Raw genomic sequence first — 12,850 nt, 5'->3', positions numbered from 1 at the left:
CGAAAGTCAGTTATTTTCTATCTAAAGAGTAACTGAAAAACCTTTGTCGCAGAGCATTTTCACCGATACGGCACCCTCACGCAACACCTCAAGCCTGTTGAAGCTGAGTATGCGTATAACAGTGGATGGTTTTCCACCTTTGGGCCACGGAGGATCAAAATAAGCCGCCCCGGCCAAATCAAGGAGTCGGCTGTCCAAATCTTCCGGATGTGCAACAGGAGGTTTTCCGCTAAGGTTTGCACTGGTGGAGACAATAGGCTTTCGCAGACGCCGTGATAGCTCAGCAGCAAAAGGATGACCGCTCCAGCGCACGGATGTGAACCCATCATCATCCGAGAGACTGGCAGGCAATTCGGGCAATGCCTTGACGAGGATGGAAAGAGGGCCGGGCCAAAAGGAACTGGCAAGTTCCTGAAGAACCTGGGGTCTGTCGTCAGTGACGAGCCCCAGCATGTCCACACCACCAATGATCAGCGGCAGCGGCTTGGCTTTCGGCCTGTTCTTTATCTCTATGACCTTGTTGCACGCAGCTTCTTTGGTTGCATCGCATCCAAGAGCATAGAGAGTCTCGGTAGGATAGACGATTGTATCGCCTTCGGTCAGCGCTTTTATGAGATTCTGCAAAGTTGCCTCCAAGCAATTCCTTTCATTCCAAAAGAGGAAAGGAAAGTTCTTTGGTCGATTATGTATCCCCGAAGCCTACCACTTTCAACAGAAAAATACATTCTATCGTTCATACCATTCAGATTGCATCTGCGCCAATTCCTCTTCAGAAAAGGAAGGAGCGTCATACAGCCCGGCTTCCTGCCGCTGCTTGGATGCTTCGTATAGTATAATGGCTGCTGCCACGGAGACATTGAAGCTCTGCACCATGCCGAACATCGGAATGTATATTTCGTCCGGAACCACCTCAGCGATTTCCGGTGCTGTCCCATTGTGCTCATTGCTGAGAATGATTGCTGTCGGCTTGGTGAAATCAAAATCCATGACTGGCCGTGCGTCCGCGGAAAAACCGGTTCTCAACACCTGGCAACCATCACTGCGGAGCTGGCTAACCATGGCCTCTGCATCAATGTGGCGCGTTCTTCTCACCCACTTTTTTGCAGATGCCGAGCTTTTCTTGCCAAGGTCAGGCCATTTGGATGTTGTGTAGTAGAGATGGACGTCGGAAACCCCGAAAGCATCACAACTGCGTAAGACAGCGGAAACATTGTGCGGGTCCCAGATATTATCCATAACCATGGTCAATGATTTCTGGCGTTTGGCTAAAACCGCATCGATTCGCCGTTTACGCCTTTCGGTGATTGGTCTCGACATGAACGACTTGGTACTCTTTCCGAAAGTTTTGATCAAGTGGCATCGTGTATGTCTGAGCGGGGTCCTAAGACAACCGTCAAGAGAGATTCATATCAATAGTTGCAGAATTTTAGCTTATTATCATTGAATAAGAAATGAACTAGATGTAACAATTTGATTGATTTTAATGTATAGAAACAGAGACAGAAAAACGGAAAGCTATATTTTAGATCAGCATATTGACAAAATTTTCAATTACATAGGAAAAGATCACGTGAACATCACTGCATGGACATGGAGTTATAAATGAGAGCACTCATTGTCGAAGACGAATTCCTGAGTCGAAAAGTGCTGAAATCGTTCCTCATGGCACTATTTGACGTGGACATTGTTGTTAATGGACGTGAAGCGGTGGAGGCATTCAAGCTGGCCCACACCGAAAACAAACCATACTCACTTATTCTCATGGACATCATGATGCCAGAAGTGGATGGCATTGAAGCGCTCAACCGGATACGAACCATGGAAGAGCAGGAAAGCCTCAGCCCCAAGGCCAAAGTGATCATGACAACAGCGCTGGATGATCCGCAGACCGTGCTAAAATCATTCTATGACGGGGAAGCATCCGCTTACATCGTCAAGCCTGTGGCCAAAGATAAATTGTATATGGAATTGAAAAAGCTCGGTTTGCTCAACAATTAGGACAGGATTGGGAATATGACCGACGATCCCATGATCGAAGAATTCTTTTCCGAGGTCAATGACAAGTACTACCCTCAAGTGATGGAAGGGTTGGAGATGCTCGAATCCGCAGACGTTGGCGAAGGCATTGAGATTCTCTCACGCCCTTTGCACACGATCAAAGGGGTTACCGGGTTCATGGCCGGATTTGAACCTGCATCTCACTTCACCCATCAGATCGAGGATTTTCTCAAAAAGGTCCAATCGGGGGATGTGGACCCAACCAGCGAAAATCTGACGCTGCTCTCTCGTGGCGTCAACATGATCTTCCAGGTTCTGGAACAGTTGCGTGATGACGAAGTGGATGAAGAGGAACAGCAGGAAGTCCTGGCATTGATAGCCGAAGCTTCGGCCTCGGGTCAGGAAGATGGGTTTGTGGCAGGGGCCGGAGTGGCAGTGGAGACCCGGGATGAGGTCACTATTCTCAGGGTGAAAGATCCTCGTGTTCATATTGATGCTCATTACAAGCCCATCATGGGCGCAATCATGGGAGTGGAACCCGGAGACAAAATACTCCTTGATCTCTCGGAGGTACTGACCTTCGGATCAACTGCGTGGGGCGCAATTGCCAGCATGGGAACGACATTTCAAATCGCGGCATGCGGCTTGTCACCTGACGCAAAATCCACTCTCTATACTTGGAAATTTGATTCGACAATCGCCATCTATCCTGATGAAGAAACTTATTTTACGACGCAATAATTCGGGGAACATACATGCAGGACAGCATCATCCAATGCATCGAAGAGATTGAGAAACAAATTCTCGAAGTATCAGCAACCGGCCAGAATGCCGGTGACGCTGTGGATGCGCTCGGACTGTCCAACATGAAACTGTCAAGCGCCAGTGTCATTGCCATATTGGACATGCTGACCGACGGCATCACGCCGGTCAACGACGATATCATCACAGCCATGCTCGGCGTCTGCGAAGCCCAGAAGCGATTTTTATTCGCTCTTGGCGGCAACATGGAAGCCGGTGCCACCTCAATGGGCATCGTCGATTCCAAGCCCGTAGCAGATGAATCCTTCCTTGAAGAAAATGAAGAGGAAGCAGCCAAGGCATTCGAGGAAAAACCGGAAGAAGTATCACCTGCCGAAGCGGATGCAGCACCGGAAGCCGAACCACAGGAAGCAAAAACAAAAGCCAAAGCGGAAAAGCCCTCGAGCCAGCAGGCCATTTCATCGATACGTGTTCCGACCGACAGCCTCGATCGCGTCATCGAACTGGTAGGAAAGCTCATGGTCACCTACGCTGTCATTGCACAGGGTGGCACGACCAACCTCAATCAGGTGGCATCTTCGCTGCGTGAACTCGACAATGTCATCAGCCAGCTTCAGAAGGAAGTTGATGCCATCCGGCTTGTTCCGCTCAAGCAGATTTTCATGCCCATGCATCGCCTGGTCAAATCCCTTAGCCAGAAGATCGGCAAGAAGCTTGACTTCACGGTCAAGGGAGATGAACTCCCCCTCGACAAGACCATTGTCGAAAGCCTCAACGAACCACTGGTTCACCTGCTGCGCAATGCAGTCGACCACGGTTTGGAGACACCGGAAGAGCGTAAGGAAACCAGCAAGCCCGAAGTCGGCAATGTCACTCTCGCCGCATGGCGCAAGGGCGACAACGCATACATTCAGGTCAAGGATGACGGTCGCGGGCTTGATCCCGACCGCATTCTGAACAAGGCGATTGAGAAGGGGCTGGCCGATCCATCGGAAGAGTACGAAAAGAACGAAATTCTTCAATTCGTCCTCCAGTCAGGCTTTTCAACGGCAGAAAAAATTACCGACGTTTCCGGTCGCGGTGTCGGCATGGATGCGGTCGTCAACGCCATTCGTGTCACTCTTGATGGTGATGTGACCATCGAAAGCGACCTGGGCCACGGCGCATCGTTCACCATATCCATCCCCCTCGACCGCTCGGCCAACGAAGGCATTGTCGACGCCCTGGTCTGCAAGGTCGGCGGAGAGGTCTACATCGTTCCCAGTCGTGACGTCATGGAAATCTACATGCCTCGCCACAACGAGGTCGTCGAACTGCCGGATGGTCGCGAAACTGTTGACGTTCGAGGCGAAGTCCACTCCCTGCTCAGACTTGGCGATCTTCTCGGCATAACACCCGAAGTGGACGACATTGAAATGGCGCAGGCCATCGTCGTTCGAGTGGGAGAATACAAGGCTGCCATTCTGGTTGATGAAGTGCTTCGCCAGCAGCAGGTCGTTATCACCGGCTTCACCGTTCCGGTAGAAGAGATTTTCCATGTCCCCATTCTGGGCTACGGAATGATGGGTGAATCCGATGCACTGGTCATCGACACTGAAGAGATGCTCCAGAATTTTCAGGATCGCATCAACACCTCCAGTTAGACGACCTTGACAGAGACTGGACGACCAGCCTATTAGCTCAGCTTCAGGTGTCCTGACGGACTTGATAGGGAATCCCGTGTAAATCGGGAGCGGACCCGCCGCCGTGACGCTCTGCCGAACTGTTTTCATTATGCCACTGACCACCGGTCGGGAAGGCGAAAACAGGAGGAGCCAGCCGGAAGACCTGCCTGAAAACGATATTGGTTTGCCTCGGTGGTACGTGGGCTTGCCGCCACAGGTATACGAAGGGAAAAAACGGTTCCCCTTCCTCAGAATATGGTGAGGGAGGGGAATATTTTTTTGCCCTGTAAACAGCCCTCCTTTTGGAGGAACCATGACCCTATTGACCCGCCGTACACTTGTACCGGCGCTCCTTATCTTTTTCTGCCTTGTGACCACCTTGCCAGCAAAGGCCGGGCATCACGTAAGCGAACCCGCCAAAAAAGCGATTGTTTTGGCGGCCTTTGGCACATCGTATCCAAAGACGCTTGAATCCATCCTCAACATTCGGAACAAAGTTGCTGCGGAGTTTCCCGACATTCACATCCGCCTCGCTTTTACGTCCGATATCATCCGTGGCATCTGGCAAAAGCGCCAGTCCAATGAGCAGTGGCTCAAAGAGAATCCTTCCATTCCTGAAGATATCCTTTACGTCAAAAGCCCCTTGGCCACTCTGGGGCTCCTGCAGGATGCAGGGTACAAGGATATCGCAGTTCAACCACTGCATATCTTCGCCGGTGAAGAATTTGCCGATCTCAAGGCTGTCATGGTGGGGCTTCGTTCCATCAAGACGGTAAAAGCCAAATGGCAGCCCTTCACCTCCCTGCGTCTTGGACGCCCTGCCCTCGGTATGCCGGGAGACAAATATCCGTATATGGATGACATACGGACCGCGGTTGATGCCCTGGCCCACGATGTCGAGGATGCCAAAGCAAACAATGCGGCGCTCGTTTACATGGGGCATGGCAACGACTTTTACTCAACAGGCATTTATGCAGAATTCCAGCGTGAGATGCAGGCAGTCCATGGGTATCCAGTATTTGTCGGATGCGTGGAAGGATTTCCAAACTTCAACGACCTGCTGGCCGCGCTGAAAGCCTCGGGCAAGAAGAATGTTCTCATGAAACCTTTCATGGTTGTAGCCGGTGATCACGCCTCCAACGACATGGCTGGTGATGAGGATGATTCCTGGAAGGTCATGCTGACCAAAGCCGGATTCAACGTGAAGACCGAACTTCGTGGGCTTGGCTCTGTGGATGCATTCGCACAAATGTATGTGGATCATCTCAAGGACGCTCTCTCGCAAACGCACATGCTGCCGTAATACCAACATGCCTGCCGTCCTTCACAGCTCATCCCGCGCCACTCTGGTCATCACCTCGCTTGCAGCAGCACTTTTGCTTACTGCAATCGTGGCAACTGGTATGGGATTCATCGCCATCAGCGCAACGGATGTTGTCGCTTCCATCTGGCATGGCCTGCTGGGGACGGCAGGCTCGGTTGACCCCTTGCATCAAAGCATCGTCATCGACGTAAGGCTGCCGCGCATACTCACATCCATTTTCGTGGGCTTCGGTCTTGCCATGGCTGGCACTGTCTTTCAGGGACTGCTGCTCAATCCTCTGGCTGACCCATTTACCCTCGGTGTTTCATCAGGAGCGGCCTTCGGAGCGGCCCTGTCGTTGCTGCTGGGCTTATCGTTTCTGGGACCGACCACCCTGTGCGTCATGGCTTTTATCGGTGCAACAGCCACACTGTTCGCGGTCATTGCCATGTCAGGCCGTGACAGTGAGTTGGCTCCTGCCAACCTCATCCTTTCCGGCGTCATCGTTTCCGCGATCCTTTCGGCTGCCATAAGCTTCATCAAATACCTGGCCGATGAACGGGTGGCCGCCATTGTGTTCTGGCTCATGGGCAGTTTCAGTTCCCGAACATGGTTCGACGCCAGCCTAACCGGCATCGCCGCCCTCTGTGCTTTTCTCATCTGTCTGTATTATGCGCGTGATCTCAACCTCATGAGCCTTGGCAGTCGGACAGCGGCAAGCCTTGGGGTCGAGACTCCCCGCATTCGGTTAACCCTGCTGCTCACCGCCTCACTGGTCAGCGCCATCTGTGTTGCCATATCCGGTGTTATCGGCTTTGTCGGACTCATCATCCCCCACCTCATGCGATTCATCATCGGCCCGGACAACCGCTTCCTCCTGCCCGCATCAGGCTTGGGTGGAGCATTACTCCTGATCAGTGCAGACACCTTGACCCGAGCCATTCTGCCCCATGAAGTCCCCATCGGTGTCCTGACCGCCCTGATCGGCGGCCCGGTCTTCTGCTGGCTCTTCACCAAAACACGTCGTGCAGGCAACCATGCGTAGTGTCGAAGTAGGCATCGAATCCGTAGCATTCGGATACAGGAACCAGCAGGTTCTGCATGGGCTGGACATCACGTTTGATGCAGGTCAACTTCACGCTGTCATAGGACCGAACGGATGCGGTAAGACAACGCTGCTCAATACGATTTCCGGCAACTTGCAGCCATCCGGCGGCAACATTTCCATTGGAGGCAAAGACCTTCACTCACTCCCCATTCCAGAGCGAGCCAAACAGATTTCCGTCGTTCCACAGGAATCTTCCTTCACCTTTCCATTCACGGTTTTTGATGCCGTGCTCATGGGGCGTCATCCGTATATCCCACGATTCAACAATCCCACCGAAGAGGATTTGAGCGCTGTTCATGCCGCCCTGGATTGTATGGACCTCAGTCACCTGACACACCGCACACTTGATCAGCTCTCCGGCGGGGAACGGCAACGAACCGTTTTTGCGCGGGCACTGGCACAGGACACCCCTGTACTGTTGCTAGATGAGCCCACATCAAGTATGGACATCCGGCACGCCTTGAAAGCCATGCGTGTGCTCAAAAGACTGGCACGCGATAAAGGACGCACGGTCATCACCGTGTTGCACGATCTCAGCATGGCCGCACGATACTGCGACCGCATAGCCGTCATGGCAAACGGGCTTCTGCACAGCCAGGGGACACCGCGCCAGACATTGACTCCGGCTACCATTCAGGAAGTCTTCGGAGTCAAAGCGCATATTGCCGAGCACGGTCCTTCCGACAGCCTTACCGTCACATATGAATCAGGGGAATAATCTTGAAACGCTTTTTACTCGTATACTTTCTGCTATTTCTATTCTGTAATCCGGCCCATGCGGAAAAGATCACTGACGATGCCGGTCAGTCATTCTTTTTCAAGGCCCCCTACACACGAATCATTTCCTTATATGCCGCCCACACGGAAAACCTGTACACCCTCGGACTTGATGATGAAATCATCGGTGTCGGCAATAACGACAACTATCCACCTCAAGTGGGGGAAAAGGAACGCTTTAACACCCGCGACGGCGTGGAGCGTTTTGTTGCAGCCGATCCCGATGTGATCCTTATTCGTCCCATGCAGTACCGCGCCTACCCGGCGCTGTGGAATGCCCTTTCACGCCGCGGCATACAGGTCGTCGCACTGCAACCCAACACAGTCGACGAAATGTACGACTACTGGCGTACGCTTGGTCGATTGACCGGCAAGGAACTGCAAGCCGAACGCATGATCGGGGATTTCAAGGAAGGTCTTGAAGTCGCCCTGATCAAGCTGGAACAGATTCCCGGCACCGTCAGGCCAAAAGTCTTTTTTGAATCAATTCATAGGAAATATGCCACATTCAGCCCCGGTTCCATGCCAATTTTCGTCGTGGAAATGGCAGGTGGCGTGAATATAGCCAGCGATGCCAAGCCTCGGCACGGAACCAACATTGCAAACTATGGATTAGAGCGGATGCTTCACAAATCCGCAAAGATAGACATCTATCTGGCCCAGTACGGAACCATGAACCGGGTTGAGGTAAAGGACATAACCAACGGCCCGGCAGCCTCTCGAATCAAGGCGGTTCGCGATCGCAATGTCTTTCTCGTGGACGAGCACCTCGTGTCTCGCCCGACCATGCGACTGCTCACGGGAATTGAAACCGTGCACAGGTTACTTCACCCGGTGAACAACCATTAATACGTAATAAGTCAAAACAGTTAATCAGTCACTTCAAGGAATTATCATGACACGCCAAGGAACATTATACGGCATCGGGGTCGGCCCGGGCGACCCGGAACTTCTCACCCTCAAAGCAGTCCGTGCATTGGGCGAAGTTGATGTCATATTCGCTGCATCGTCGACTAAAAACGATTATTCCACGGCGTATGGTATTGCCAAGCCCCACCTGAAGCCCGGAGTGGAAGTCATCAACCTTGGCTTCCCAATGACAAAAGACCAGGACGAACTGGAAGCTGCATGGGATAAAAATGCACAGATCGTTTCGGAGGTTCTGAAACGCGGCGATAACGCGGCCTTCATCACCTTGGGCGATCCGCTGACTTACTCCACCTACGGCTATCTCCAGAGAACCATGCTGAAAATGGACCCGTCCATTAAGCTGGAAGCGATTCCCGGGATCACCTCGTTCCATGCCGCTGCAGCCAAAATAGGGCTGGTCCTTGCCGAGTCCAAGGAATCCCTGCTGATTACATCAGGGGTGACAGACGACGAATCTTTGGAAAGACAGCTTGACGTGGCCGATAATGCCGTTATCCTGAAGGCCTACAAAAATTTTGAAGCAATACGCGGAACGCTGGAGAAAATGCGCCTCAACGACAAGACCGTACTCGTATCACGGTTGGGGATGGATGGAGAATCCATTCTCATGGACATAAAGGATGCCCCGAAGACACCGCATTATTTCTCTCTCGCGCTCGTGAAAAAGAATAATACCATATGAAGACAGCCATACTCCTCGCCGCATTCGGTTCTCGCCACGAGCGAGCCAAAGCTTCTCTGAATCACATCACGGAAGAAGTACGCCAAAAGTATCCGGATACGCCGGTGCGCGTCGCATACACATCGAGTATCATACGCGGCCACATGAAAAAGGCGGGCGAAGAGGTGGACTCTGTTCCCATAGCTCTCGACAAGCTTCTTGCCGAGGGCTTCACTCATGTGGTCATCCAGTCTCTGCACCTCGTCCCCGGCATGGAGTTCCACGACCTGCTTGGCATAGCCAACGATTACATGCTGGAAGATAACGGATTCAACCGAGTGGAAATCGGCTTCCCCCTGGTGGCTGGAGAAACAGGCCTTGAACATGTGGCCGAGACCATCCTCTCCATTGCCAAAGAAGGCAAAGGCGACAATGACGCGGTCCTGTTCATGGGGCATGGCACACGCCATGACGGCGCTGTCTACTATGCGGAACTTCACCGAGCATTTCAGGAACGCGACAAGACCGTCCATATGGGCGTGATGGAGCACATTGAAGAAGCCGGTATCGATGTCATTCTCGCCCGCTTCAAAGAAGATGGCGTCAAGAAAGCCTACCTGCTCCCCTTCCTGTTCGGAGCCGGATGGCATGTGGCCCGCGACATGGTCGGCGACAGAGAAAGCAGTTGGAAATCCCGACTGGAACAAGAGGGCATCGAATGCGAGGCCGTGCTCAAAGGCGCAGGAGAGTATCAGCGCCTCGTCAACATATGGCTCAAACATCTTGATGATGCCATGCGACGCCTGACTCGCTGCTAATCGTTAGCATGATCAAAGATTGATTACCGCAACAGGTGCGGGGTCAAGCCCGCGACAGCAGTTCACACCCTGCGCCGTATTTGTTCGACGGTCCAGCTAATCATTGGCGGGCCGGGAAAAGCCCGTTTACAGGTCTCTGACCATGGGCTACTCTTCGCGCAACCATGGAGCGAATCGTGAGCATACGTATCAAAACACATGACGGGACACTGCTGGCCCTGGAACCTCGCGAAGGGGACACCCTGGCCAAAACCATCGTTATGAGCAGGTTATGGCATGGCGTGGCTCTTTGCTCCGGCCTTGGGAAATGCGGATTGTGCAAGGTCCGCTTCACTGAAAACCCGCCTGAGCCGGTTCTGGAAGAAAAAAAGAAGCTCGGCGAAGAAGCTCTGGTTCAGGGATGGCGACTCTCCTGCCTTCACCCCTCCGAGTCGTGCGACATCGAACTTCCCGCTCCAACACGCAGTCAACGAGCCATTCGAGCCACCTCCACGACTACCGGAGACTTTTCCCTTGCCATTGATCTTGGCACGACATCCATACACTGGTCCGTTCTGATAGGAAATGAGTCAGTCGCCACCGGCCACGAACTCAACCCGCAAATGGGACTTGGCAGCGAAATAATGTCCCGACTGGCTGTTGCTGCAAACGCTGAAGGCCGATTCATCCTTCGAGCGCTCATTCTTGATCGTCTGACAGAGCTGGTCCGGCTTGCCAGTCACAACATGCAGGGCAAGTGCGTGTCCATGGCCGTGTCCGGCAACTCCGCCATGACATACGTTCTGCTGGGCAAAAAACCGGACGACCTTGCCAGCGCCCCCTACACGCTTTCCTATTTCGGCGGTGAAGAAAAAAAGCTCGGGGCTGATCTTCCCCCAGCTTACATAGCGCCACTGTTGGCACCATTCATTGGTGCTGATCTCAGCGCCGGGCTGACTGCCATCGAGTATGACGCCGATGTTGAGTACCCGTTCCTCCTTGCCGATCTGGGTACCAATGGCGAATTCATTCTCGCACTCGGCCCGGACAAACGGCTCTGTGCATCGGTTCCCATGGGGCCTGCATTGGAAGGAGTCGGGCTGACCCATGGCAGAACAGCCGGCCCCGGAGCAGTAACCGGCTTTCGTTTGACGCCCAAGGAATTACAGAAGGTCTTGTTTGACGAGTCGCACACGCCCCCTACCGGCATGACTGGGACGGGATATATTTCATTAACTGCCACCCTGATCCGCCACGGTATCCTTGACGATTCCGGCCAGTTCGGGCAAGGAACCACACCACTGGCTGCAAAACTCGCCAAGGATCTGATAACAACAGAAATTGGAGAGCCAGCCTTTGCACTGGATCACGGACTCATGCTTCCGGCGTCAGACATTGAAGAAATTCTCAAGGTTAAAGCAGCATTCAACCTCGCCATGTCTGCCCTGTTACATGAGGCCCAACTCAAACCATCTGCTTTAAAAACAATTTACATAGCCGGTGCATTGGGCGAGCACGTCAGCTTGAACGATCTCGAAACAATCGGTTTCCTGCCTCCCAACTGTAAAAACAGAACCGTCAAGGCGGGCAATACCGCGCTCAAGGGATCAGAAATCCTCGTTACAGACCCTGATGCGCGCCGATTTGCCGAGACTCTCCCCACAACCATAACCGCCCTGGATCTCGCCTCAGATGCAAGCTTTGGCGATCAATTCATGAAAAGGATGCGTTTTACATATGTCGACTGAACAACTTTTCCCACTTCTGACTGAAGAAAACGAAGCCGAACTGGAGCGTTTCATTCGCGTTCTCAAAAAAGTCTGGCCCATGAAAGCCAGACACAGAGAGCACCTGAAATACGACATACGCGACATGTCCCGCGGACTGACCAGCGAGCGCTCCGAACGCAAAACGGATTACATGAGTGAGGCGAAATTCCAGTCGCCTTACCTCCACTATTTTCTGCCCTGGAACCTTTTCCGCATGTCACGGCTCTTTTCCGGCCTGGAGCTGGATATTCCTGATGGTGGCGATGTGGTTGATCTCGGCAGTGGTCCACTGACCGCAGTGCTCGCTTTGTGGATGTCACGCCCTCACCTGCGCGAACGCAAGCTGAATTTCACCTGTATGGATCGCGCTCCCAAGGCGATGCAGACCGGCCTCAAAATCTTCCAGCAGATTGCCGGAAAGGATTCCCCATGGAGAATCAAGACCGTCAAAGCCGCATTCACCGACCGTATCAACCGCAAAGCGGATTTGATCATCGTTGCCAATGCCTTGAACGAACTTGACTGGTCCGGTCGCGTAGCCAGACCGCAGGCAGAAAAGCTGACCAAGCATCTTATCAATTCTGCCAAAGACACCGGGCGCGTCCTGCTGATCGAGACCGGCGTGCGTCTGACGGGTCGCGTCATTGCCGAAATGCGCAGCCAGATGATGGACAACGGGTTCAAGCCCATTGCTCCATGCCCTCACGTTGAAGAGTGCCCAATGCCTGCACTCTCTCAATCCAGCCCGTGGTGCCACTTCAACTTCTCCGTCAAAGGTGCACCGCAGTGGTTGCATGACCTCTCCGCTGAGTCGAAGCTGGACAAGGACAATGTCTCCATGAACTTCCTCTACCTTTCAGGAAAAGGAAGCAAAGCATGGGGTGGCGTTCGTGTTATCTCCCAGCCCTTCAGACTACATGGCGGCATGGGACAGTATGCATGCTCGCACAAGGGGCTTACCCTTATCGATTACGGGAACAAGCGCCCTCTTGAGCCAGGCCAGCTTTTTGCTCCTGAATGGCCCGCCAAACCGAAGATCGATCTCAAGTCAAAGGCAATCATACTGCCCTACAAAGGATAG

The 12,850-nt window shown here is 52.9% G+C and carries 13 protein-coding genes and 1 riboswitch; of the genes, 11 read left to right on the top strand and 2 right to left on the bottom strand.

Annotated features, from left to right (window positions below; all coding sequences use genetic code 11):
* Window positions 1-21: 21 nt before the first annotated feature.
* Together DPRO_RS19130 and DPRO_RS19125 are read right to left on the bottom strand one after the other, a co-directional pair.
* Window positions 22-624 carry an L-threonylcarbamoyladenylate synthase gene (locus DPRO_RS19130; RefSeq protein WP_097013519.1) on the bottom strand — a complete coding sequence of 201 codons (603 nt, stop codon included), beginning with the start codon at window positions 622-624 and terminating at the stop codon, window positions 22-24.
* A gap of 102 nt (window positions 625-726) precedes the next feature.
* Window positions 727-1,317: a TrmH family RNA methyltransferase gene (locus DPRO_RS19125; protein ID WP_097013815.1), complete on the bottom strand. Its 591-nt coding sequence runs from the start codon at window positions 1,315-1,317 to the stop codon at window positions 727-729.
* A 285-nt stretch (window positions 1,318-1,602) separates the two neighbouring features.
* Here DPRO_RS19125 and DPRO_RS19120 point away from each other — a divergent pair, with 285 nt between their 5' ends.
* The 11 genes from DPRO_RS19120 (at window position 1,603) to DPRO_RS19070 (ending at window position 12,850) form a co-directional block, all read left to right on the top strand.
* Window positions 1,603-1,998 carry a response regulator gene (locus DPRO_RS19120; RefSeq protein WP_097013518.1) on the top strand — a complete coding sequence of 132 codons (396 nt, stop codon included), beginning with the start codon at window positions 1,603-1,605 and terminating at the stop codon, window positions 1,996-1,998.
* Between the two features lie 15 nt (window positions 1,999-2,013).
* Window positions 2,014-2,739: an Hpt domain-containing protein gene (locus DPRO_RS19115; protein WP_097013517.1), complete on the top strand. Its 726-nt coding sequence runs from the start codon at window positions 2,014-2,016 to the stop codon at window positions 2,737-2,739.
* A gap of 14 nt (window positions 2,740-2,753) precedes the next feature.
* Window positions 2,754-4,403, top strand: coding sequence for a chemotaxis protein CheA (locus DPRO_RS19110; protein WP_097013516.1), 1,650 nt, complete (start codon window positions 2,754-2,756; stop codon window positions 4,401-4,403).
* Window positions 4,404-4,431: 28 nt separating this feature from the next.
* Window positions 4,432-4,609, top strand: a riboswitch (cobalamin riboswitch).
* Between the two features lie 128 nt (window positions 4,610-4,737).
* Window positions 4,738-5,727, top strand: a complete 990-nt coding sequence (locus tag DPRO_RS19105) for a sirohydrochlorin cobaltochelatase (protein ID WP_097013515.1) — start codon at window positions 4,738-4,740, stop codon at window positions 5,725-5,727.
* Between the two features lie 7 nt (window positions 5,728-5,734).
* Complete coding sequence (locus DPRO_RS19100; protein WP_097013514.1) at window positions 5,735-6,772, top strand: FecCD family ABC transporter permease; 1,038 nt, start codon at window positions 5,735-5,737, stop codon at window positions 6,770-6,772.
* Window positions 6,765-7,553 (top strand): ABC transporter ATP-binding protein, encoded by a 789-nt coding sequence (locus tag DPRO_RS19095; RefSeq protein WP_097013513.1) that lies wholly within the window; start codon window positions 6,765-6,767, stop codon window positions 7,551-7,553. The genes DPRO_RS19100 and DPRO_RS19095 overlap by 8 nt, the downstream gene beginning before the upstream one ends.
* A 2-nt stretch (window positions 7,554-7,555) precedes the next feature.
* Window positions 7,556-8,461 carry an ABC transporter substrate-binding protein gene (locus DPRO_RS19090; RefSeq protein WP_097013512.1) on the top strand — a complete coding sequence of 302 codons (906 nt, stop codon included), beginning with the start codon at window positions 7,556-7,558 and terminating at the stop codon, window positions 8,459-8,461.
* A 46-nt stretch (window positions 8,462-8,507) separates the two neighbouring features.
* A complete protein-coding gene (gene cobI / locus DPRO_RS19085; protein ID WP_097013511.1) occupies window positions 8,508-9,224 on the top strand; it encodes a precorrin-2 C(20)-methyltransferase in 717 nt (238 codons plus the stop codon).
* Window positions 9,221-10,021, top strand: a complete 801-nt coding sequence (locus tag DPRO_RS19080; RefSeq protein WP_097013510.1) for a sirohydrochlorin cobaltochelatase — start codon at window positions 9,221-9,223, stop codon at window positions 10,019-10,021. The genes cobI and DPRO_RS19080 overlap by 4 nt, the downstream gene beginning before the upstream one ends.
* A 176-nt stretch (window positions 10,022-10,197) precedes the next feature.
* Window positions 10,198-11,748 carry an ASKHA domain-containing protein gene (locus tag DPRO_RS19075; protein ID WP_097013509.1) on the top strand — a complete coding sequence of 517 codons (1,551 nt, stop codon included), beginning with the start codon at window positions 10,198-10,200 and terminating at the stop codon, window positions 11,746-11,748.
* Window positions 11,738-12,850, top strand: a complete 1,113-nt coding sequence (locus DPRO_RS19070; RefSeq protein ID WP_097013508.1) for a small ribosomal subunit Rsm22 family protein — start codon at window positions 11,738-11,740, stop codon at window positions 12,848-12,850. Before DPRO_RS19075 ends, DPRO_RS19070 begins: the two co-directional genes overlap by 11 nt.

Source organism: Pseudodesulfovibrio profundus (assembly GCF_900217235.1).
In the GTDB taxonomy this organism is placed as follows: Bacteria; Desulfobacterota; Desulfovibrionia; order Desulfovibrionales; family Desulfovibrionaceae; genus Pseudodesulfovibrio; species Pseudodesulfovibrio profundus.
Note: the sequence above shows the minus strand (reverse complement) of the source record. Positions and strands in the feature narration are given on the sequence as shown.